The sequence below is a fragment of the Helicobacter cholecystus genome (assembly GCF_003364215.1).
GTDB classification, from domain to species: Bacteria; Campylobacterota; Campylobacteria; order Campylobacterales; family Helicobacteraceae; genus Helicobacter_G; species Helicobacter_G cholecystus.
On the sequence record NZ_NXLU01000001.1, the window covers coordinates 185,578 to 208,710 of the forward strand.

General features: G+C 36.5%; 17 protein-coding genes and 1 other RNA gene. 14 read left to right on the forward strand and 4 right to left on the reverse strand.

Translation table 11 applies throughout. From position 1 onward, the window contains the following. The first annotated feature begins 26 nt into the window (after positions 1–26). The 11 genes from clpX to murA all read left to right on the forward strand — a co-directional run bounded on the left by clpX (position 27) and on the right by murA (position 14,778). Positions 27–1,205, forward strand: a complete 1,179-nt coding sequence (gene clpX / locus CQA62_RS01120; protein ID WP_104724202.1) for an ATP-dependent protease ATP-binding subunit ClpX — start codon at positions 27–29, stop codon at positions 1,203–1,205. Beyond that, positions 1,202–2,242 (forward strand): rod shape-determining protein, encoded by a 1,041-nt coding sequence (locus tag CQA62_RS01125; RefSeq protein ID WP_104723872.1) that lies wholly within the window; start codon positions 1,202–1,204, stop codon positions 2,240–2,242. Before clpX ends, CQA62_RS01125 begins: the two co-directional genes overlap by 4 nt. Next, on the forward strand, positions 2,239–3,012 hold the full coding sequence (gene mreC / locus CQA62_RS01130; RefSeq protein WP_104723874.1) for a rod shape-determining protein MreC: 774 nt from the start codon (positions 2,239–2,241) through the stop codon (positions 3,010–3,012). The genes CQA62_RS01125 and mreC overlap by 4 nt, the downstream gene beginning before the upstream one ends. Further along, the gene (locus CQA62_RS01135) at positions 3,002–4,966 is read left to right on the forward strand and encodes a hypothetical protein (protein WP_104723876.1); all 1,965 of its coding nucleotides are present in this window, start codon (positions 3,002–3,004) and stop codon (positions 4,964–4,966) included. Before mreC ends, CQA62_RS01135 begins: the two co-directional genes overlap by 11 nt. Further along, a complete protein-coding gene (locus CQA62_RS01140; RefSeq protein WP_104723878.1) occupies positions 4,951–6,108 on the forward strand; it encodes a glycosyltransferase family protein in 1,158 nt (385 codons plus the stop codon). Before CQA62_RS01135 ends, CQA62_RS01140 begins: the two co-directional genes overlap by 16 nt. 82 nt (positions 6,109–6,190) lie before the next feature. Next, a complete protein-coding gene (locus CQA62_RS01145) occupies positions 6,191–6,871 on the forward strand; it encodes a triose-phosphate isomerase (protein WP_104723880.1) in 681 nt (226 codons plus the stop codon). Positions 6,872–6,900: 29 nt separating this feature from the next. Next, the gene (gene fabI / locus CQA62_RS01150; RefSeq protein ID WP_104723882.1) at positions 6,901–7,725 is read left to right on the forward strand and encodes an enoyl-ACP reductase FabI; all 825 of its coding nucleotides are present in this window, start codon (positions 6,901–6,903) and stop codon (positions 7,723–7,725) included. After that, the gene (gene rimO / locus CQA62_RS01155; RefSeq protein WP_104723884.1) at positions 7,704–9,047 is read left to right on the forward strand and encodes a 30S ribosomal protein S12 methylthiotransferase RimO; all 1,344 of its coding nucleotides are present in this window, start codon (positions 7,704–7,706) and stop codon (positions 9,045–9,047) included. The genes fabI and rimO overlap by 22 nt, the downstream gene beginning before the upstream one ends. Positions 9,048–9,114: 67 nt before the next feature. Further along, on the forward strand, positions 9,115–12,744 hold the full coding sequence (dnaE, locus tag CQA62_RS01160; RefSeq protein ID WP_104723886.1) for a DNA polymerase III subunit alpha: 3,630 nt from the start codon (positions 9,115–9,117) through the stop codon (positions 12,742–12,744). Then, on the forward strand, positions 12,741–13,508 hold the full coding sequence (locus CQA62_RS01165; RefSeq protein ID WP_104723888.1) for a pseudouridine synthase: 768 nt from the start codon (positions 12,741–12,743) through the stop codon (positions 13,506–13,508). Before dnaE ends, CQA62_RS01165 begins: the two co-directional genes overlap by 4 nt. 1 nt (position 13,509) lies before the next feature. Beyond that, a complete protein-coding gene (gene murA, locus CQA62_RS01170) occupies positions 13,510–14,778 on the forward strand; it encodes a UDP-N-acetylglucosamine 1-carboxyvinyltransferase (protein ID WP_104723890.1) in 1,269 nt (422 codons plus the stop codon). Here the strand turns inward: murA and CQA62_RS01175 are convergent, their stop codons facing one another. Then, a complete protein-coding gene (locus CQA62_RS01175) occupies positions 14,779–15,339 on the reverse strand; it encodes a DedA family protein (RefSeq protein WP_104723892.1) in 561 nt (186 codons plus the stop codon). A gap of 321 nt (positions 15,340–15,660) precedes the next feature. Next, positions 15,661–18,219: an autotransporter outer membrane beta-barrel domain-containing protein gene (locus tag CQA62_RS01180; protein WP_104723894.1), complete on the reverse strand. Its 2,559-nt coding sequence runs from the start codon at positions 18,217–18,219 to the stop codon at positions 15,661–15,663. 245 nt (positions 18,220–18,464) lie between these two features. Between CQA62_RS01180 and CQA62_RS01185 the strand changes: the two genes are divergently transcribed. Further along, complete coding sequence (locus CQA62_RS01185) at positions 18,465–19,292, forward strand: flagellar hook-basal body protein (protein ID WP_104723896.1); 828 nt, start codon at positions 18,465–18,467, stop codon at positions 19,290–19,292. A 10-nt stretch (positions 19,293–19,302) separates the two neighbouring features. Continuing rightward, on the forward strand, positions 19,303–20,091 hold the full coding sequence (gene flgG / locus CQA62_RS01190) for a flagellar basal-body rod protein FlgG (RefSeq protein WP_104723898.1): 789 nt from the start codon (positions 19,303–19,305) through the stop codon (positions 20,089–20,091). Between the two features lie 51 nt (positions 20,092–20,142). On the opposite strand, the gene CQA62_RS01195 is transcribed toward flgG, so the two are convergent. Next, positions 20,143–21,000: a DMT family transporter gene (locus CQA62_RS01195; RefSeq protein ID WP_104723900.1), complete on the reverse strand. Its 858-nt coding sequence runs from the start codon at positions 20,998–21,000 to the stop codon at positions 20,143–20,145. Positions 21,001–21,310: 310 nt separating this feature from the next. Continuing rightward, positions 21,311–21,678, reverse strand: a transfer-messenger RNA (tmRNA) gene (gene ssrA / locus CQA62_RS01200). 176 nt (positions 21,679–21,854) lie between these two features. On the opposite strand from ssrA, the gene serS reads away from it, so the two are divergent. Further along, positions 21,855–23,132: a serine--tRNA ligase gene (gene serS, locus CQA62_RS01205; protein WP_104723902.1), complete on the forward strand. Its 1,278-nt coding sequence runs from the start codon at positions 21,855–21,857 to the stop codon at positions 23,130–23,132. Position 23,133 lies beyond the last annotated feature (1 nt).

The window sequence follows — 23,133 nt, forward strand, 5'->3', positions numbered from 1 at the left end:
TTTGTGGAAAAAATTATCCTGATGAGATGCTCATTAAAAGTGATAGGGAAATTTCAGGAGAAGATGTAGGGATTTGTGTGCATTGTATTGCAGCCATTAATCGTCTTGCGGATATTGAAGAAGGGAGTTATTTTACAGGAGAGGGAAATGCTTGTAAGGAAATAAAACTTCCTACTCCAAAAGAATTAAAAGATGCTCTTGATGAGTATGTTATCGGTCAAGATGAGGCAAAAAAAGTTTTAAGTGTTGCAGTGTATAACCACTATAAGAGAATCTATAGAGAGGACTATAAAGGAGAGTTTGAAGATGTTGAGGTGGGGAAAAGTAATGTGCTTTTTATTGGGCCAACAGGAAGCGGAAAAACTCTTATGGCTCAAACTCTAGCAAAAACCTTAGGAGTACCTATTGCAATCTCTGATGCTACCTCACTTACAGAAGCAGGCTATGTAGGAGAGGATGTAGAAAATATTCTCACTCGTCTTCTCCAAGCCTCTGATGGCGATGTTCAAAGAGCTCAAAAAGGGATTGTTTTTATTGATGAGGTAGATAAAATTTCTAGACTTTCAGAAAATCGAAGCATTACAAGGGATGTTTCAGGTGAGGGAGTGCAACAAGCATTGCTTAAAATTATTGAAGGAAGCTTGGTAAATATTCCACCCAAGGGAGGAAGAAAACACCCTCATCAAGAATTCATTCAAATTGATACAAGCAATATCCTTTTCTTATGTGGGGGAGCTTTTGATGGGTTGCAAGAGATAATCAAGCGTCGTCTTGGAGGAAATACTTTAGGATTTAATCAAGAGAAAAACAATCAAGATGAAAGTGATGTTTTGCATTTTGTGCAACCAGAAGATTTGGTTTCATATGGACTGATTCCTGAACTTATTGGACGTTTGCCTGTGATTGCCACACTTGATGAGATCACACAAGAAGCAATGGTAGAGATTCTTATAAAGCCCAAAAATTCACTCATCAAACAATATCAAAAACTCTTTGATATGGATGGGGTAAAACTGAGTTTTCAGAGTAATGCATTAGATGCAATTGCAAAACTTGCAATTGCAAGAAAAACAGGTGCAAGAGGATTGAGAAGTATTTTAGAAGAAGTGCTTAATCCCATGATGTTTGATCTTCCATCATTAAGTGGAAAGGAAGTTGTGATTAAAGATGAGGATATTCAAAAAATTCAAGGAGAGAAAAGATGATACTTGATCGTTTTATTGGGATTTTTTCGCATGATATTGCGATTGACTTAGGAACAGCAAATACTGTTGTCTCTGCCAAAGGGCAGGGAATTATCATTAATGAACCCTCAATCATTGCAGTGCAAAATGATCGCTATGGGGCTAGGGGAAAACTTCTTGCTGTAGGAAACTCAGCAAAAGAAATGGTGGGAAAAACCCCAGGAAGTATTTATGCAATTCGTCCAATGAAAGATGGAGTTATTGCAGATTTTGATATGACTGAGAAGATGATTCGCTATTTTGTAGAAAAAGCTCACAAAAGAAAATCACTGATGCGTCCAAGAATTATGGTGTGTGTGCCTTATGGGCTTACAGGAGTTGAACGAAAGGCTGTAAGAGAATCGGCCATGAGTGCAGGAGCAAGAGAGGTTTTTTTGATTGAAGAACCTATGGCAGCAGCTATTGGTGCAGGACTTCCTGTGCGTGAGCCTCAAGGAAGTTTAGTTGTAGATATTGGTGGAGGAACAACAGAAATTGGTGTGATTTCTTTAGGGGGACTTGTCATTGCTAAATCACTGAGAGTTGCAGGAGATAAACTAGATACAGCAATTGTAGATTATGTGAGAGCAAATTATAACCTTTATATTGGAGAGCGAACAGGAGAGGAGATTAAGATTGAAATTGGTGCAGCGATTTCTTTAGATCAACCCCTTAAAATGCAGGTTAAAGGAAAGGATCAGGTGAGTGGTTTGCTTAATACTATTGAGCTTACAAGCGAGGATGTAAGAGAGGCAATTAAATCCCAACTTAAAGAGATTGGAAATGCATTAAAGAGCGTCTTAGAATCTATGCCACCAGATTTAGCAGGAGATATTGTTGAAAATGGTGTTGTACTTACAGGAGGTGGAGCACTTATTCGTGGGCTTGATAAATATCTCTCTGAGCTTGTTAAGCTTCCAGTTTATGTTGCAGAAGAACCTCTGCTTTGTGTTGCCAAAGGGACTAGTCGAGCAATAGAGGAGATGGATCTTTTGGAGCAACTCAGTTTTGAACAATGAGGATCAAACCTTTTTTTATCCTTGTTTTTTTGTTTGTAGCGATTACAATTTTTTTTAAACTTGACCATTCTTTAAGAGGAATGATTCTTTCTTTGGGTGATGAGGTTAAAAATGCAGTTTTTGATTTTAAAGAATGGGGGAAAGAGACATATTTAAAATATTTTAATCAAGCTCAAAATATCCAAGAGCTTAATAAGAAATTAGCAATAATCCAAAAGATTGAACTCCAAAATATCCAGCTCAAAGAGGAATTACAAAGACTAACAACCTTTTATAATATGCCCTCTTTAGCACTTGTAAACATTGTTCCTGTAAGAGCTATTTCTTATTGTGAATTTGGCAATTATGAACGTTTATGGTTAAGTGGATTTGAGAGTGGAGTAGAGGGAAAAATTTATGGACTTGTGCTTGATGGAGCTGTGGTTGGGATAGCTAAGTTAGGAGAGAATGGACGTTTGATGGGATTGCTTAATGGTGATCCACTTTGTTCTTATGGAGTGTATATTGGAGAGGGAAAGGTTTCTGGAATTTTTAGAAGCGTGGATGGGCAAGTAGAGATTAGTTATATTCCTATGGAGAGCAAAATAAAAGTGGGGGATAAAATTGCAACAAATGGAATGGATAATATCTTTTTTGAAAATATTCCTGTAGGAGAAGTGAGTGAAATTATTGAGGGGAATGGCTATCTCAAAGCAAAAATTAAGACTTATGCACCAAAAGTGAATTTAGGATATATGTGGTTGCTTGATAGGAGTGAGAATGCAAAGTAAAAGTGAAATAGAAAAATATATTAAAAGCCTAGAATCCTCAAGTTTAGAACAAATGTTAAATCTATATCAGCAAGATGAAAAAGAGTATATTTCTTTTGCTCTTTCTTTGCGTCAAAGTATTTTGGAGAATATCTTAAAAAATGGTGATGTTGGTGAGAGTACATATCTTTTACTTTATTTTCTTTATGCGCCACTTCAGGGAAAAATTCCACAAGAAGAAAGCTTAAATCCTTTTATTCAGACAGCAAAAAGTCATTTTCTTACTCAAGGATTGGGAGATTTTGAAAACCAAATGCTCCTTGAGCTTGAAGTGCTTTGCTTACTTTTGAATGCTCAATGCGATGAAGCAATCAAGGTCTATATTCAAGGTATTTCCCATCTTAATATTCACTCCCCTTCTTCTGGATCATCAGCAGAATTAATTAGAACATATTTTCCTAAAATGAACATTTCTATGAATTCTTTTTTAGAAGCAATCAGCGGAGTATTACAAAAGGATTATTATTGCTCCCTTTCTCTTGAGCAAAGACGATCGATTTTAAACTGGCAACTCCACTGTTTTTGGAATGTTTCGACATTTTTTAATCATCGCTCATGGCTCTTAATGTATCCATTGTGGAAAGAGCTATTTTATTGGCATTTACAAAATGGTGGTGTAGAAAATATGGATCATGCCCTTTATATGCAGTTTTTCATCTATCATATGTGCGGTAATAGTTTCTCTTCTCAAGAGCAATGGAGGGTTTTTAGCGCAGAAATTGATGAATTTGCTTCTTCCTATTATGCCTCCTTTGCTTCTTCTGAACATCTTCCTTCATTCACTCCAAGGAATGAGGGAAAAATCACAATCGCACTTCTTAGAGATAGGATTGTGGAGAATTCTCCCTATAAGGTGGAATATAGCTTTTTAAAACAACTTTTATCCCATCAAGAATTTAAGGAAAAATATACAATAAAAATCTATCTTATGAGTTTATTGGAGAAGAGTGAAAATTCTCAAAGTGCTTTAGAGAGTTATCAAAATCTTGGCATTGAGATTTGTGATGTTGCTCCTTATTGCAATCAAAGGGGATTTTATAATTCACATTTACAAAAAGCAATGCTTTTACGAGAAATGATGATTAAAGACAAAGTTCAAATTCTTCTCTCTCCTAATAATGGCTATGGCATTAGTGATTTTCTGATTGCTTCTAGAGTTGCACAAAGTCAGATTTTTTGGTCACATGGAAATTTTGTTTATAATGTTGCAAAGCTTGATGGCAGGATTACACATATTTGTGGCAATGAAACGAGATTTAAGAGAGAGGGGTATGAGTTTGTAGGCATTCCTGTAGTGATGGATAATGCTTTTTATAATCCTCCTATTTCTTCTGAACTTATCTCCCTTAATCGTTCAAAATTCCCAAAAGATAAGGTGATTTTAGGAACAATTGGTAGGCTAACAAAAATTGATAGTTTACCCTATCTCTCAATGCTTGTAAGGATTATGAAAGCCTTTCCTCGCACCATTTATTTAGCTTGTGGGAGTGGAAATACTGAGGAGATTAAGCAAAAACTTAAGAGTATTTTAGGGGCTGAATATGAAGAGTTTATGCAACGCTTCTTTTTTTGTGGATATGTCAATAATATTATTTTTGGACACTTGATTGACTTTTGGCCCGATAGTTTTCCTATGGAACAAGGTGAGAGTAGAATAGAATATGTTGCAAAAGGAAAGCTCTCGCTTGTGTTGCTTAAAGATCCAAGCAAAGCACAAAAAGAGTGGATTACAATGGCAGTGGATGAAGAGGATTATTATCAAAAAGCACTCCATCTTCTTTCTTTGGATAAAAAGCAAAAAGATGAACTCATGACTGATATCTTAGGTGGGCTTTCTCGCTATAACCAAAAAAGAGAAGAGTTGGGCGTAACCACAATGATGCAATTTTTACACTCCTTATGCAAAAACTCCTAATTCTCACGGCTTCAGACCCTGCCTCAAATCCTCGTCCAAGAAGAATGATAGAAAATCTTAGAGGATCTTATGATCTTTATGCAATGGGGATTCATACAAAAGCAATAGAAGGTGTAAAAACTTTTTGCTTCCCTGCATATACGAAGCGAACAAAACTTCAAGAATTAAGATTGTATATTGATGTTTTTCTCTGCAATTGGGAGAAGTTGATTTGGACACAAAATCGTCTAGAGATTGCCCCATTTTTACAAGAAAAAGAGTTTGATTTTATTGTTTGTTTTGATTTACCTCTTTTGCCCATTGCGCTCAAATATAAAAAAAATGCAAAAGTGATTTTTGATGCCCAAGAGTATTTTCCCCTGTGGCTTACTTCAAGTTTAAGATGGAGAATTCTTTTTCAAAGATTTAATCACTTCTTGTGTCAAACTTTTCTTCCTCAGTGTGATGCAGTTTTAAGCGTTTCTCCAAGTTTTGTGAAAAAATATGCTCAAAATTATGGAATCTCCCCCTATTTGTATCTTTCTTTGCCCTATTACTATGATATAGCTCCTAAACCCTGTGATGTGAATAATATAAAAATACTTTATCATGGCTCACTTTCAAATAATCGTGGGATAGATACTCTTATTACTTTAATGCAGTATCTACCCTCAAATTTTTCTTTAGATTTGATTTTGGTGGGAGGAGAGAGGAAGTATAGAGAAAAAATTCTCTCACTCATTAGCAAAGCTCAAAAACAGGGGGTAAAAATTTCTCTTTTGCCCCCTGTCCCTTTTGATGAGATTATTCCCTTTGGTTCAAAGTATGATATAGGACTTTATTTTATGCCTCCCAATACCTATAATTTGCGCTCAACCATTCCTAATAAATTTTTTGAATATATTGGCTCCTCTCTTGCTCTTGTAATCACGCCAAATACAGATTTAGTGCCTATTGTTAGAGAATATAATCTTGGAGTGGTAAGCGAGGATTTTAGTATCCAATCCGTGGCCAAGGCATTGCAATCTTTGAGTATAGAGCAGATCAACTCTTATAAACTTGCCTCCTATAAGGCTCATAAGAAACTCAATAATTCTCAAAATCAGCAAAAGATTCTTTCTTTGCTCTCTGCTCTCTCCTCCCCATCTCTTAAGGATTTGTAGGAGTATAGATTGAAAAAAGAGATGGGTTTTACTTCTTTGATCTTTAGATAAAATTCTTTGTATTGCTTATAAGGAGAGAAAAATGATTATTGCTGGAAATTTTAAAACTCATCATACACGTGCTTCAACATTAAAATTTTGCACAGAACTTGATAAAAGATTGGCAAAAAAACAAAATAAAGAAGTGAGGATTTTTCCTACCCTTGCCTCTTTGCCTTATAATGATTTTGCAAATCTAAAAATCGGAGCCCAAAATGCTTATAGTGCAAGAAATGGTGCTTATAGTGGAGAGGTAGGATTAGAACAACTCCAAGAGTTAGGAATAAACACTTTGCTGATTGGACACAGTGAGAGAAGACTGATCTTTGCAGAGGACAATAGGTTGGTGAAAGCAAAGTTTGAGTTTTATTCACAGGAGGGGTTTGAAATCTTTTTTTGCATTGGAGAAGATTTATCCACTTATCAAAATAGAAGAACAAAAGATTTTCTTCTCTCTCAATTGCAAGGAATTGATCTGGATTATCCAAAACTTATTATTGCTTATGAGCCAATTTGGGCAATTGGCACAGGAGAAAGTGCAAGTTTGGAGCAGATTGAGCTTATTCATAGCTTTTTAAGAGAAAATGGTGTGAAAACCTCTGTATATGGAGGAAGTGTTAAGCCCAATAATGCTAAAGAGATTATGGACTTAAAGAGTGTAGATGGTGTGCTTGTAGGCGGTGCAAGTTTAGAGCTAGAAAGTTTTTGTTCTATTATTGGTTAGAATTTATATTTTAATTTTAAGGAGCTAGAATGTTGATGCAAGGAAAAAAGGGGCTTATTGTTGGGGTGGCTAATAATAAATCAATTGCTTATGGGATTGCTAAAGCATGTAAAGAACAGGGTGCAGAGATTGCTTTTACCTTTCTTAATGAAGCACTTCAAAAACGTGTGGAACCTATTGCCAAAGAGTTTGGAAGTGAAAAATATGTTTATGAGCTTGATGTGAGTAATGCTGAACATTTCAAAACACTTAGAGAAAAACTTACTGAAGATTTTGGAGAACTCGATTTTATTGTGCATTCTGTTGCATTTGCTCCAAAAGAAGCACTCGATGGTGAGTTTTTAAATACAAGTAAAGAAGCATTTAATATTGCAATGGAAATTTCTGTGTATTCACTTATTGAGCTTATTAGAGAGCTTAAACCCTTACTTAAAAGGGGATCAAGTATTCTCACCCTTAGTTATCTTGGAGCGCTTAAACATGTAGCACATTACAATGTTATGGGCGTGGCAAAGGCGGGATTAGAATCTGCTGTGCGCTATTTGGCTTATGATTTAGGAAAAGAAAATATTCGTGTGAATGCAATTTCTGCTGGACCTATTAAAACTTTAGCAGCAAGTGGGATTGGAGATTTTAAGACAATGCTTAAGTGGAATGAAATTAATTCTCCATTGCGGAAGAATGTGGGCATTGAGGAGGTAGGAAATTCTGCAATGTATTTACTCTCTTCACTCTCAAGTGCAGTAACAGGCGAAGTGCATTATGTAGATTGTGGATACAATATTATGGGGATGTGCGCAACTGAAGAGGTGGATGGAAAAATGGTGCTTAGATGGGACAATATGGAGAAGTAAGAGTGGGGAAAAAACTACATTTAATTTCTTTAGGATGCACTAAAAATCTTATAGATAGTGAAGTGATGCTAGGAGCTTTAAGGGAATATCACATCACTGATGAGGTCAGTGAAGCAGATGTAATTATTGTCAATACTTGTGGATTTATCTCAGCAGCTAAGCAAGAGAGCATTAATACAATTTTAGAAGTAAGTTCAAGAAGAAAAAAAGGAGCATTGCTTGTAGCAAGTGGGTGCCTTTCTGAACGCTATCATAAAGAATTATTACAAGAAATGCCTGAGATTGATATCATCACAGGTGTGGGGGATTATGACAAAATCAATGAGATGATCAATCAAAAAAAAGGATTTCTTTCCCATAAAGTTTTCCTCTCTGAAAATGCCGAGAGAGTGATTACTGGATCAAGTATTCACGCTTATGTCAAACTTTCTGAGGGGTGTAATCAAACTTGTAGTTTCTGTTCTATCCCAAGTTTTAAGGGAAAACTTCATTCACGGAGTATAGAATCTGCCCTTAAAGAGGTAAATGCACTTGTGGAGAGAGGATATAAGGACTTCTCTTTTGTTGCCCAAGATTCAAGTTCTTATCTTAGAGATTGGGGGCAGAAGAGAGGATTAATAGATTTTATTGATGCACTTGAGACCCAAAGTAAGGCTAAAAGTGCGAGGATTCTTTATCTTTATCCAAGCACTACAACCTTGGAGCTTATACAAAGAATTGCAGATTCAAAGATTGTGCAAAATTATTTTGATATGCCTATTCAACATATTAGTGAGAGTATGCTTAAGAGAATGCATAGAGGAGTAGGAAGAGAGAGGCATATAGAGCTTCTTAGAGCTATGAGGGCGGTGCCTCATTCATTTGTAAGAACGACTGTGATCGTAGGACATCCTCAGGAGAGTGAAGAGGAATTTGAAGAATTATGCCAATTTATCAGTGAATTTCAATTTGATGCAATCAATGTCTTTGCATATTCTAGTGAAGAGGGAACAAAAGCACATGCAATGGATGGGCATATTTCTACAAAAGTGATCAACTCAAGAATTACTAAGCTTAATAAAATTATTACAGCCCAGCAAAAAGAGCAAAAAAAGCAAATGTTGGGCAAGAGATTTGAGGGCATTGTAGAGGGAAGAAGTGAGGAGAGTGAATATTTTTATTCAGCACGACTTCTCCCTTGGGCACCACAAATTGATGGAGAAATTTTAGTGAATGAAATACAGATAGAAGGGTTAGAGGAGCTACAAGCAGGCTACTATACTTTAGAAATCAGTGATGTTAAAGAGGACTTTGTCTTTGCAAAAATTCTCTCAAAGCTATAAACTCTAAGCATTCTGCAAACTCAAATAGTGTAAAATCATGGCACCAACTTGATAATAGGGGTTAAGAATGAAATTTACACATTTACACTTGCATACTGAATACTCACTCCTTGATGGTGCAAATAAGATTAAGCTTCTTGCTAAGAAGCTTAAAGAATTAGGCATGGATAGTGTTGCAATGACCGATCATGGCAATATGTATGGAGCTATGGAGTTTTATACGGTAATGCTAGAGAATGGCATCAAACCTATCATCGGAATGGAGGCCTATATTCACAATCAAGAAGATATCAGTGACAAATCAATCAAACAGCGATATCACCTTTGTTTGTATGCTAAAGACCTTGAGGGGTATCATAATCTTCTAGCCCTAAGTTCACAGGCTTTTATCAATGGTTTTTATTATTATCCAAGAATTAATAAAAAACTTCTAAGAGAGCATAGTAAGGGACTTGTATGCTCTTCAGCTTGTTTGGCAGGTGAGGTGAGTTATCATCTTAATAGCACCAACCCTAAGCGATTAGATGCAGGTGCAAAAAAGAATCGCCCTTACAATGCCTATGGATATGCATTTGCTAAAGAAGCAGCATTGGAGTATCAAGATATTTTTGGTGATGATTTTTATTTAGAGATTATGCGTCACGGAATCCAAGAACAAGAACATATTGATAATCTTCTGATTAAGCTCTCACTTGAAACAGGGATTAAAATCATTGCAACAAATGATTCACACTATCTCACCCAAGATGATGCAAAAACCCAAGAAGTAGCAATGTGTGTAGCTATGGGAAAAATTCTTAATGACAAAGATCGCTTAAAACATTCAGTCAATGAGTTTTATATTAAATCCCCACAGGAAATGGCAGTTTTGTTTGCAGATATTCCTGAAGCTCTTGCAAATACTCAAGAGATTGTAGAGAAATGTAATCTCACTCTCCCCTTAAAAAATACTGAGATTGTCAATAAGGAGAGTGGAGAGAAGATTTTAAATTTCACCCCTGCTACTCCTCCTTCATTTCGATTTACAGCTCAATACGCTAAAAATGAGGGTTTGGATTTTAGTGATGATGCAAATTATTTTGCTTATAAGTGTAGAGAGGGATTAAAAGAAAGATTAAAACTTGTACCCCAAGAGAAACATAGTCTTTATGAAGAAAGACTTAATCAAGAAATAGAAATTATCACTAAAATGAATTTTCCAGGCTATATGCTTATTGTTTGGGATTTTGTGAATTTTGCTAAAAAAAATGGAATCCCTGTTGGTCCTGGAAGGGGGAGTGCAGCGGGAAGTTTGGTGGCATTTTGTTTAAAAATTACAAATATCGATCCCATCAAATATGATCTTCTTTTTGAGAGGTTTTTAAATCCTGAACGTGTCAGTATGCCCGATATTGATATGGATTTTTGTCAAAGAAGAAGGGGGGAGATTATTGAGTATGTGAGTAATCTTTATGGCAAATATAATGTTGCTCAAGTCGTTACCTTTGGTGAGCTTAAAGCCAAGGGGGTGATTAGAGATGTTGCAAGAGTTTTGGATATGCCACTTAAAAATGCAGATGCGATGGCAAAACTTGTTCCTGAAGAGCTTAAAATCACGCTCCAAGATGCTTATGAAAAAGAACCAAAACTTAGGGAAATGATAGAAAGCGATTCTCTTGCAAAAGAGGTATGGGAATATTCACTTAAGCTTGAAAACTTTAAGCGAAATACTGGGGTGCATGCAGCAGCAATTGTCATTGATAGTGAAAGAGAGCTTTGGTATAAAACGCCTTTAGCTGTGGCAAAAAATGGGGGAAGTGTTACCCAGTATTCTATGAAATGGCTAGAACCTGTGGATTTAATTAAATTTGACTTCTTGGGACTAAAAACTTTAACCGTGATTGATGATGCGCTTAAGCTTATTAAAAAGCGTTATGGAGAGGAGATTGACTTTTTAAGTGTCAATATAGAAGATCCTAAGGTATATGAGACAATGCAAAGTGGAAATACTTTAGGGCTATTCCAAATTGAATCAGGGGGAATGCAAGATCTTAACAAGCGTTTAAAGCCAAGCACATTTGAAGATGTGATTGCGGTTTTAGCACTCTATCGCCCAGGTCCAATGGAATCAGGAATGCTTGATGATTTTATTGATAGAAAGCATGGATTAAAGCCTATTGAATATATGTTTCCCGAGCTTGAGCCAATTCTTAAGCCTACCTATGGTGTGATTGTCTATCAGGAGCAGGTAATGCAAATTGTTCAAACTATTGGCGGTTTTTCACTGGGTGGAGCAGATTTGGTACGAAGAGCAATGGGGAAAAAGATCAAAGAAGAGATGGATCGCCTTAAAGATAGTTTTGTCAAAGGGGCGATCAATAATGGTTTTGATGGAGAAAAAGGAGGAGAACTATGGGATCTTATTGTTAAGTTTGCAGGATATGGATTTAATAAATCTCACTCTGCAGCTTATGCTATGGTTACTTTTCAAACAGCCTATCTTAAAACTTATTATGAACATGAGTTTATGGCAGCAATGCTTACAAGCGAGACAAGTAAAGTTGAAGCTGTTGCTAAATATATTGATGAAGTTACAGCAATGGGAATAAAAATCTTACCCCCTCATGTCAATCTTTCAGAAAATGATTTTGGTGTGAATGGAGAAGGTGAACACAAAGCAATTGTCTTTGGTTTGAGTGCAATTAAAGGAGTTGGAGAAGCTCCAATTGAAAATATTGTCAATGAGAGAATGAAAAATGGTGAATTTAAGAGTTTGGAAGATTTTGTAGGGAGAGTAGATTGGAGTAAAATCTCTAAGCGTGTATTAGAACCATTAATTAAATCAGGAAGTTTGGACAATCTTGGATACAGTCGTGCATGTATGTTAGAGCATCTTGATGAGATTTGTGAGACTGGACGTAACAATAATCGACTTTCTCAATCTTTAGAAGCTTCATTATTTGCAGGATTTGAAGATGAGCTCTCTAGTGAAGTGAAGTTTAATTTTATTGATACACATACTTCAGTAGATGAGAGCGCATCTTTAGAAGGAGAATATGAATGTTTGGGGCTTTATATTTCTGGACATCCGCTTGATGCTTATAAGGCACAAATTGATGAGATTAAAGGGATTGGAAAGAGTGTGGAAATTCCAGAATATAAAGATGGAGAAAGTTTGTTGCTTGTAGGAAAAGTGATTGAATGCGTCAGAAGAATCAGTAAAAAGAGTGGAAATCCTTATGGAAGTATTGAGATTTTGGATCGTTGGGGGAAAGTCACTTTTATGCTTTTCTCCCAACTTTTTGAAGCTTTTGAAAAGATGGATTACAATAAAGAGCCCTTAGTGTTTAAATGCAGTATTGAAACAAGAGAGGGCAAGAATCAACTTGCCATTAAAGAGATTCTTAGCCTTGAAGAAGCCAAAGAAGTCAAAATCTCAAAACCTAAAAAACAAAAATTACAAGCCTCTAAAGAAACTCCTCAAAGTATATTGGCAAGCACTCATGAGCCTACCTGTCCTCTTGCAATTATCATCTCTTCAAAGAGCGATAAGAATTTCATTAAAAGTATTGCCCAAGAGGTGAAAAAATATCAAGGAGAACGTGAGTTAAAAATTATTGTTGAAGAAGATAATCAAAGCTATCTTTTTTCTTCAAACCTAAAAGTGAGCACTGAGGCTAGAAGAAAGCTCTCACAACTCCAATGGGTAGATCTATGAGGCTTAATCAATATATCTCCCATAATAGTAAATATTCTCGCCGTGAGGCAGATAGACTGATCTTAGAGGGAAGGGTAAATATTGAAAAAAGAAAAGCTACCCCTATAAGTGTTTTACAAGAAGGGGAGAGAGTGTTTATTGATGGAAAATTTCTTAAGCCCAAAGATGAAGAAAATTATACTCTTCTTATCTACCATAAACCCAAAGGTGAGCTTGTAAGTAAAAAAGATGATCGAGGCAGAAAAACCATTTATCATTCACTTAGCTCTCAATATTCTCATTTTATTCCAGTAGGGAGATTGGATTATGCATCTGAGGGTTTGCTTATTCTTACAGATAGTAAAAAAGTAGCTACAAAGCTTATGGAGAGTGAGTTAGAGAGAGTATATTTGCTTAAACTTAATGGAAGCATCACTCAAGAGATGATGAAGGCAATGCAAGAGGGAATGACTTTAGAGGATGCAAGAGAGGGAGGGCATCAAAAAAGCATTATCACCTCAATGGAATTTGCACCTTTTATTGATTTTGCTGTGATCAAAAATACAAGAAACTACTCTAAGATTAAAGTGTGCATCACTGAGGGAAAAAACCGAGAACTTAGACGCTTCTTTGCCCACTTTGGACGAGAAATATTGGATTTGAAGAGAATCTCCTATGGATTTGCCTCTCTTAATGCCTTGCCTTGTGGAAAAAGTCGTTTTTTTAGTAAGGATGAATATAAGGCCTTGCACCAATTTATGAAACAATTTAAAAAAAAGGATTAATATGGATTTTTTACGCATTTCTCAAAGCTCAAAGCTTCAAGGAGAAGTTGAGATTTCTGGAGCAAAAAATTCAGCACTTCCCATTCTCACCGCTACACTGCTTTCTAAAAATCCTGTTGATATCACTAATCTCCCCAATGTTGCAGATGTGATTACTCTACTTAAACTTTTGGAGATCTTAGGTGCAAATTATGAGCGCTTCTCTTCTAATCATATTTGTATTGATACGCTTGGAGTAAAAGAAACAAAAGCGACCTATGATATTGTGCGAAAGATGAGGGCTTCTATTCTTGTGCTTGGACCACTTTTGGCTAGATTTGGACATTGTGAGGTAAGTCTTCCAGGGGGGTGTGCTATTGGTGCGCGACCTGTGGATTTGCATATTAAGGCAATGGAAAAAATGGGGGCTGAGGTGATTATAGAAAATGGTTATATCGTCGCTAAAGCTCCTCAAGGATTAAATGGGGCAAATATTGTTTTTGACAAAATTACAGTGACGGGAACTGAAAATGTTCTTATGGCAGCAGCCCTTGCTAAGGGAAAAACAACAATTATCAATGCTGCTAAAGAACCTGAAGTCATCCAGTTATGCCAAATTCTTCAAGAAGCAGGTGTGCAAATACAAGGGATAGGCACAAATGAGCTAGAAATTATAGGAAGTGATAGGGAGCTTTTAGCCATGAAGCCTATCAGTGTGATTGCAGATAGGATTGAAGCAGGAACTTATCTTTGTGCAGGTGCAATGACAAATTCTTCTATTACGCTCACCTCTATTATTCCTCATCATCTTCAAGCCATCATTGAAAAACTTGAAGAGATTGGTTTTACTTTTAATAGCACACAAGATTCTCTTACACTTCTTCCTGCAAAAAAAATGCAAGCTTTTGAGGTTAGAACTGCAGAATATCCTGCATTTCCTACAGATATGCAGGCGCAATTTATGGCACTAGCAATGATGTGTGAGGGTGTAAGCAGTATTGAGGAGAGGCTATTTGAAAATCGTTTTATGCATGTCAGTGAACTTCAAAGATTAGGGGCAAATATTGCCTTAAGAGGAAATACTGCTAATGTTAGCGGAGGAGTAGAGCTCAATGGTGCAGATGTGATGGCTACAGATTTGCGAGCATCATCAGCACTTGTGCTTGCGGGGCTTGTAGCTAAGGGGGAGACAAATATTCACAGAATTTATCATCTTGATCGAGGATATGAAAATTTAGAAAATAAATTGATTGGACTTGGAGCCAAAGTCCAAAGGCTTAAAGAGGAGTAATTATTTTCTCCTCTCCCCAATTTTGAGTATTGCATAAATCCCCCCTATTAAAATAACTAGAAAAGCGGGCATCACATAGGGATAGCTTTGGAGTTTTTCAAATATATCTTTCACCCAATCGCTTAGAAGGTATGCACAGATCCCAATCCCTACAGCCCAAAACATACAAGCAAGAGCATTAAAGAGTATAAACTTTTTGAGTGAATAAGAAGAGAGGCCAATAGCCAAAGGAAGAATAGTCTTAAAACCATAGATATATTTATTGATAAAAATCAGTCCCACCCCATAGCGTCTAAGATACAGATGGGCAAGGGCAATTTTGCGTTTATGTTTAGCAAGGTAACGCATAAAATCTTGTTTTTGATATCTTGATAGATAGGCTAAAAGAGTGCTTCCAACAATATTTCCACAACAAGCAATGATAATACAGAGAGTGAGATCAAGCTTTCCAAGGGCAGAGAGTATGCTTGCAGCTACAAGGCCAATAAAACCCCCACCCATAGAATAAATAAAGAGTGCAATATATCCATAAGTTTGAAGATTACTCAGTGTTTCTTCCATACAACCTCCTAAACAGACAAAGTAAAATTATAAGGGTTTTAAATTTACCCAAGCGAGAAACTTTGCTACTTTGATAAAACCATACGCAAAAAACTTGATATTCAAAAATCCTGCAAGGCTATTTTTAAGATTCTTACTTTTGTTTGTAAAAAGTTTTTAGGGAATAATTGAAAGCTACTCTTTTTGATTGCTTTTATGGGTTTTGTATTTTTAAAGTTTCTTTATTGAGGAGGCAGAGGGTTTAAATGGCGAGGTTGCTTCCCTCACGCCCCCGATAATGCTTTGTGCATTGTTAGGATAGGGATTGCCTATCCTAGTGAATTATTGATTATTTTCGAGTTTTTGAGGGAGTATTTTTTGAGGTTTGGGCAATGAGGTTATTTTATCCCCAAAGCTAAATCTCGCTCCAATATTGGCTTGATAGTCTGTATTTCTATTTCTTCCACCAAAACTTCTCTCAGCATCAATATACATTCTCCATTGCTCTGTAAGAACAAGATTAGTTCCGACATTAAACACGGCCTTTATATTGTTGCCAATATTTCTTTGAGCCTCTGTAATCCCATCATAAAGTCTAATAGGAGTATTATCGCTCACAGTTTCATTCACTAAATTAGCTCCTAGTCTAAAATCAGCCCTCAAGCCATTTTGAGTTTTAAGAGAATAACCTTGCACCACTCCCACTCTTGCATTCAGAGCCGTTGTCATTTTAAGCTCCCCCTTTACAGATTGTCCATGAATGATGCCTAGATTAATATCCTTTACTCCAAGGATTAACCCGCCTATAAGCTCTACTTGGGGCTCAAAGTAGAAATTACTCTTCCCCATATAAGCCCTATAGCCCACTTCTGCTCCCAAAGAGAGTGCGTGATTGCCAAAATTAGAGCGAGAGTCTGTATTGAGATCGAGTTTTTGATCTATATAGAGATATTTTGCAATCGTATCTACATATAAGCCACTATCAGCAATATAGGCATGATAAGCTGCAAGGCTATAAGTGTTGGCTTTGCCATTGTATTGATTTGCAGAGATATTTACCATTGAAGTAGAGAAGGCTACGCCACTATAGTTTTTTGCACCTATAACCCCAATGCCATAGTCATACCCTAGCTGGATATTGGTATAGAGATTTTTCACTCCCTCGCCGCTATCACTCCCATTAAAGATTCTTAACCATGCCCCTTGATTGTAAGGAATCCCTCTTAAATCCCCCATTCTTTTATTCAGATTATTACTCTCAATCATAAGCATTCTATAAGGATTGGAGATTAAAAAACCACTCTCATTGACTAGCTCTTCATTGATTTCACTGCTAAGTCCAGAGAGAACCCAACGATGTTTTTTATTGGCATAATTTGCACTCCCTTCATCCTCTGCCTTACTCCAAATCTCTGCAGTGGTTTGAGTGTTATTTGCAGTTCTGCTTTGAGGTGTTGTAGAACTAGGAGTGAGAGTAGAAGGATTCTCACTGACTTGATGCTCTAAGGTTGTAGTCACATAGCTAAGTCCCTCTTTTCTTATGCTTCCTCTCACTACACCATTATTAACACTATCAGCACTCACAAGCACGATAGCTTCAGGATTAGAATCAAAGTTTCTTGGAGTAAGATTGACATCTTTAACACTGATATATAAATTTGTAGTTTCTAAGGTCCCAATTTCAAGCCTATCACTCTTATTGCCATCTATCCCAAGAAGCACTCTTCCCTCATCACCTTTGAGGTTTTTAATTTCTAGTGTTCTAAGGTTATTATTAGGGTTAGAAGTACCTCTAGTTACAGTTGAAGAGTTTTGCACCCTAGGGGCAGAATAAAGATCGAGATTAAGAGTGTTTCCATTGTTAGTTAAAGAGAGGTTTGTGACCCTTGAATTCTCAGTTATGAGCCATTGAGCATTGTTCTTAAAGGTAAGTGTAGTAGTGGCTCCACTGTTACTCGAGTAACTTGCTTTTCCAGTAAGATTGGCATTATCAAAAGTAATGTCGTGAGTTTTATTATCCAGTGCATAAATATCTCCAATCATATGAGCATTGTTGGAGAAAGAAAGATTTGTCTGAGATTCTCCACCATAAAGGCCTGCATAGACATTTCCCATAAGATAAGAGTCCTTGCCACTGAAGTGAGCATAGATCTTTCCTGAACCCTCTTCTGTATTTAAACTTTTGAGACCTGTTGAGATGGATCCTTTTATTTGAATGATGGCATCTTTATTTTTAATTGTTCCATCATCATTTGCATTGAGATAGATGGATCCATTTTGAGAAGCCATTAGAGCAATGATACCTCTTTGTTGATTATGTATAGGATGACCGATAGTATTAATTTTTATATAATTACCTAAGAGTTTAACAACACCGCTATCATGTGATCCAATGGCAGAAACCCCTAGTGTTCTCCAAGTGGCTTGATCATCATCCTCTCTATATGTAAAATCAAGATTTGAAGAGATTTCAAATTTTCCCTTCACATCTGTCAAAATCCCTCCTCTTGCTAAATCCACCCCTCCCCAACCACTAGAAAGAAAATTAATCTTGATTGTCCCTCCTGTCCAACTCCGCTGAGTGCCTGCATTAACACTACTTGCAAATACATATCCATAACCTGTAGTATTTGTTGCAAATATCTCTAAAGTCGCCATGTTATTGATTGTGATATCTTTGCTTAGTTTTGTTGTCATCTCATTTGTTTGCACATTATAGCGAGCATCAAAAGAGCCAATCGTTGTGTTTTGATCAATTGTGATAGTGGATTGGTTAAAGATTTCTTCTACCTGATTTCTATTAATTTGAATAGTAGCAAATGCAAGAGTAGGAAGAAATGAGCTTAGTGCCAAGCTTACAAGCAATGTAGAGGATTTTTTACTCTGCCCCCCCCCCTTCAAGAGTTTTTCTGGTTTTCTTTAATTCTTTTTTCATTCTTTCTCCTTCAAAACTTTTTAATTCCTTTAAGTCTAATTTTAAAGAAGTTTATATTGTATCTAATTTTTTTGTGGGGGGGGGGGGTAAATATTGTAAATATATAGTCAATGAAAGGTGGCTTATATGCATTCTTTTTGAAACGGAGAAGATTATTATTTTGGAACATTTCTTGCTAGTTATTCTCTAAATTTATTTTTGGAGCAAAGGAATGCAAAGCGGATATTATAGTGCGACAGGGGGGATGGTCACTCAGTTTAATCGACTTGATGTGATTGCTAATAATCTTGCCAATCTTAATACTAATGGCTATAAAAGGGATGATGTGGCTATTGGTGATTTTGAGCGTCTTTTTAAAGAAACTCGCGATGAGCTACCTTTGGAAGATAACACACGGGAGGCAGCTAAGTTTTGGAATCGGGCAATGGATAAGGTTCCTGTGGTGACAGAGGAATATACAGATAGAAGTTTAGGTGCGTTATCGCAAACAGGAAATGTACTTGACTTTGCCCTCAAGAATGAAAATGCGTATTTTGCAATCCAAACCCCAAATGGCGTAAGATATACACGAGATGGAAGTTTTAATCTTGATGCAGAGGGAACTTTAGTCACAAAAGAAGGATTTAAAGTGCTTTCTCGCAATTGGATTGATCATGAGGGGGGAATCACGCTTGATGAAAGAATGCAACCCATTTTTAGTCCTAGTGGGAAAATTTCTTTTAGAAATGCAGATGGAGAGATTGTTGAGGCGGGTGCAGTGGCGATTGTGTTTTTTGCAAGTCCAGAGTATTTGAGTAAAACAAGTAACGGGCTTTATGAGTATAAGGGTAAAGATTTGACAAAAGATCGAAGTTTATATTCACTTAATGATGATGTATTGCGACAAGGGTATTTAGAGAAAAGTAATGTCAATGCAGTTCTTGAGATGACAGGTCTTATTGAAACAAATCGACTTGTAGATATGTATCAAAAAGTGATGAAAACCCATATGGATGATCTCAACACAGAAGCCATTCAAAAATTAGCAGTCAGAGCATAAGGAGTAAAAAATGATTAGAGCATTACATACAGCCACAACAGGAATGTTGGGACAGCAGATGCAGATTGACACCACTTCAAATAATATTGCCAATGTCAATACGATTGGGTATAAGAAACAAAGAGCAGAATTTAGTGATTTGCTTTATCAAACAATGCAATATGCAGGGACAAATACGAGTGATACAACAGTTTCTCCTACAGGGATTGAAGTAGGTCTTGGTGTCCGCCCCATTTCAGTAGCAAAAATGTTTTCCCAAGGAAGTCTTAAGGAGACGGATAATAACCTTGATGTTGCCATTGCTGGAAAAGGATTTTTTCAAATCCAACTCCCTGATGGGAATGTGGGATATACTCGAAGCGGAAGTTTTAAGATTGATTCTACGGGTGCGCTTGTTAATTCTGATGGATATAGGCTTATTCCCGAGATTACAATTCCTGAGGATACTACACAAATTAGTATCGGGACTGATGGAACTGTAAGTGCATTACAGGGTAATCAAGGGGATATTGCAGTGCTTGGACAAATTGAGATAGTAAATTTCATTAATCCTGCAGGTCTTCATTCTTTAGGAGACAATCTCTATGCAAGCACAAATGCCTCTGGTGATGCCATCGCGGGAGTGGCAGGTCAAAATGGTCTAGGACAACTTAGACAAGGATTCATTGAGCTAAGCAATGTTAAGCTTGTAGAAGAAATGACAGATCTTATTACTGGACAAAGAGCTTATGAGGCAAATTCAAAGAGTATTCAAACAGCAGATGCAATGCTTCAAACAGTCAATCAGCTTAAGAGATAAAAGTAAGATAAAGTAACAAAATGGGGGATAGGAAAGTGGAGGAATAAGAGTTTATTTTTTCTTTTTCTTCTCTCTTATTTTTGCAATATATATTCCCAAAACAATAATAACCATTCCAAGAATCTCATAAACCCCTAGTTTTTCCCCTAGTAGAAAATACCCCATAAGTCCAGCGATCATGGGTGTAAAAAGTAAAATCAGAGAAGATACTTGGGCATCTAGTTTTCCCATAATATATCCAAAGCATCCTTGCCCAAGCACTTGACCAAAGAGTGAAATGGCAATAAGCATTCCTAGGGTATGCCAATCTTGAGGAGTGCTAAAGCCCTCCATCGGAATGCCAATGCTTAAAAGAACAATGATTGAGCCTAAAGAAGCAAAACTCATCAAAGTGAGTGTGTCATAACGTTTACGTAATCCATAGACAAGAGAGAGAAAGATTCCATAACACACCATACTTAAAAATGCCAAAAAATCTCCCAGTGGTGTAGCTACGCTCTCTCCACCGCGTCCTTTAATGAGAATAAATACTCCTACTAAAGAGATCAACGAACCCAAAATAAAATCGAGATGGATCTTTTCTTTAAAAAAGATTGCACCAATAGGCACGAGGATAAAGCATACAAGTGAGGCAAAAAGATTGACATTGGCAATACTTGTTTTATGTAAGGCAAGATTAAAAAAGACAAGATCAAGACCAAAAAATACTCCAGCTCCTAGCATAAGAAGCATGTCTTTTGCTTTGGCTTGTAACAGTCTGCGATTAGCAAAGAGCATAAAGATAGGCAAGGCAAATAATATGCGATAAAAACCTGCAATAATAGGTGAGAGATTGACAACTTTAACCAATACACTTGCATAGATGATAAAGGCTTCTGCCAAGATGGCTAAGAATATAAAGCGTTTCATTATTTTTATCCATTAAGAATTGAGAATACAAAACTGATGGAGCTATAGAATTATGCTATACCCTACAACTCATAAAATATCGATATGCAACGATACTTAAGATTTTTTTGTATTAAAAATTTTGATTTTTGATGTGAAAATATATCACAAAAAGATTTTTTATTATTGCTTCAAAAGCAAAGAAATTCTTTAAGGAATTTCACAAATTGAAGTCATTAAGGATTTGTATTCAATAGATTGCTTAGTTGATTTATGTCTTTGAGAATATTTTCTCATAATGTTTAAGAGATTTAAGGAGAAAATCATCATTTGGTGGAGCTGTGGGGGATCGAACCCCAGTCCAAAAACCAAACCCACAAAGACCTCTACATGTTTAGATAGGGTTGAAAAACTTAAACATAGAGGCTCAACCCCCAAAACACCCTATATCGCAACCTATTTTCTTAGTCTGTATCCCTAGGTTGAATACAGAAGCAACTAGCTAAGATGACGATTAGATAGATTAGCTAGTATCATCTACCCAATCGGCTCCGAAAGGTTAGTTAAGACTTACGCCGCTGCGTAAGCTGGAGCAAAATTTTTGTTGTTTGCGTTTAATTTTAAACTGGCAGGATTACGGAATGCCATCCGACATGCAGTCTAAGTTATTTGGCTCCTGTCGAAAGCCAAGTCAGCCCCAGAACTTTGGTATTATAGCTTTTTTTGGTTTTTGTGTTGGCCCTGTTTAAATTTTGCTCTCTTTTCTTTAAAAAGCCAAAGATATGTATTGGGGCGAGATAAGATATAATAAAAAACAGCATCACCAATCTAGAAGATTATTACAATCAATAAAGAGATGTTTTAAAGGGGAAAAAATGATTGACACTAAAGCCTTAATTGCAGATTTTGATGCAGTTGCACAAAAACTCAGAATCAAAAAAGTTGACAGTATTGTTCTTGCAAAACTTAAAGAAAGCGCACTTGCTTATAAAGAGAATAAGCAAAAACTTGAAGAACTTCAAGCAAGTCAAAATGCCAATTCTAAACTCTTTGCCCAATATCAAAGAGAGGGAAAAAACATTGTAGAACTTAAAGAGAAGCTAGAGGCCAATAAGCAAAATATACAAATCCTTACTCAAAGTGTTGATGAGCTTGAAAATGCTCTTTACTCCTTACTTCATAATATTCCTAATATTCCTGATGAGAAAACTCCTGAGGGTGAGGATGAAAATGACAATATAGAGCTTAAAAAGATTCTTACTCCTAGAGAATTTGACTTCACTCCAAAAGAGCATTGGGAATTAGCCCAAAAAAATGGTTGGATTGATTTTTTGGCGGGAGTAAAACTTGCAAAAAGTCGTTTCAGTGTGCTTAGAGGTGAGGGGGCAAGATTGAATAGGGCATTAATGAATTTTATGCTTGATTATAATCAGCGCAGAGGATTTGAAATTATTGCCACACCTGTTATTGTTAATCGAACTTGTCTTTTTGGGACAGGGCAACTTCCAAAATTTGAAGAGGATATGTTTAAAATCACCTCAAAAGTTGAAGAGCTTGATGGGAGTGAATGCGAGAATGATTTATTTTTAATTTCAACCTCTGAGATTACACTCACAAATCTTTACAGTGATGAGATTATTCCTGTAGAAAATCTCCCGATTAAAATGACAGCTTGCACCCCCTGTTTTAGAAAAGAAGCAGGAAGTGCGGGGAGAGATACAAGAGGAATGATTCGCCAACATCAATTTGATAAAGTTGAGCTTGTTGCGCTCACTCATCCTAATGAAAGTGAGGCAATGCAAGAATATATGATAGAGACTGCATCAGGAATTCTTAAAGAGCTTGGATTGCCTCATAGAATGATCCAGCTTTGTGGTGGAGATTTAGGATTTAGTGCAAGCAATACTGTAGATATTGAAGTGTGGCTTCCAGGTCAAGGAAAATATCGTGAGATTAGTTCTGTATCCAATACTCGAGATTTTCAAGCTAGAAGGGCAAAAATTCGCTACAAAGAGAATAAGAAGAATGCCTTAGTGCATACGCTCAATGGTTCTTCACTTGCAGTAGGTAGAACACTTGTTGCTATTATGGAAAATTATCAAAATGCAGATGGAAGTATTAGTATTCCCGAGGTTTTAAGAAAGTATCTCTAAG

Bases quoted from the DNA above. Each gene is read 5' to 3' on its own strand.
- clpX (WP_104724202.1), top strand. From the start codon at position 27: ATGCTCATTAAAAGTGATAGGGAAATTTCAGGAGAAGATGTAGGGATT.
- CQA62_RS01125 (WP_104723872.1), top strand. From the start codon at position 1,202: ATGATACTTGATCGTTTTATTGGGATTTTTTCGCATGATATTGCGATT.
- mreC (WP_104723874.1), top strand. From the start codon at position 2,239: ATGAGGATCAAACCTTTTTTTATCCTTGTTTTTTTGTTTGTAGCGATT.
- CQA62_RS01135 (WP_104723876.1), top strand. From the start codon at position 3,002: ATGCAAAGTAAAAGTGAAATAGAAAAATATATTAAAAGCCTAGAATCC.
- CQA62_RS01140 (WP_104723878.1), top strand. From the start codon at position 4,951: ATGCAAAAACTCCTAATTCTCACGGCTTCAGACCCTGCCTCAAATCCT.
- CQA62_RS01145 (WP_104723880.1), top strand. From the start codon at position 6,191: ATGATTATTGCTGGAAATTTTAAAACTCATCATACACGTGCTTCAACA.
- fabI (WP_104723882.1), top strand. From the start codon at position 6,901: ATGTTGATGCAAGGAAAAAAGGGGCTTATTGTTGGGGTGGCTAATAAT.
- rimO (WP_104723884.1), top strand. From the start codon at position 7,704: ATGGGACAATATGGAGAAGTAAGAGTGGGGAAAAAACTACATTTAATT.
- dnaE (WP_104723886.1), top strand. From the start codon at position 9,115: ATGAAATTTACACATTTACACTTGCATACTGAATACTCACTCCTTGAT.
- CQA62_RS01165 (WP_104723888.1), top strand. From the start codon at position 12,741: ATGAGGCTTAATCAATATATCTCCCATAATAGTAAATATTCTCGCCGT.
- murA (WP_104723890.1), top strand. From the start codon at position 13,510: ATGGATTTTTTACGCATTTCTCAAAGCTCAAAGCTTCAAGGAGAAGTT.
- CQA62_RS01175 (WP_104723892.1), bottom strand. From the start codon at position 15,339: ATGGAAGAAACACTGAGTAATCTTCAAACTTATGGATATATTGCACTC.
- CQA62_RS01185 (WP_104723896.1), top strand. From the start codon at position 18,465: ATGCAAAGCGGATATTATAGTGCGACAGGGGGGATGGTCACTCAGTTT.
- flgG (WP_104723898.1), top strand. From the start codon at position 19,303: ATGATTAGAGCATTACATACAGCCACAACAGGAATGTTGGGACAGCAG.
- CQA62_RS01195 (WP_104723900.1), bottom strand. From the start codon at position 21,000: ATGAAACGCTTTATATTCTTAGCCATCTTGGCAGAAGCCTTTATCATC.
- serS (WP_104723902.1), top strand. From the start codon at position 21,855: ATGATTGACACTAAAGCCTTAATTGCAGATTTTGATGCAGTTGCACAA.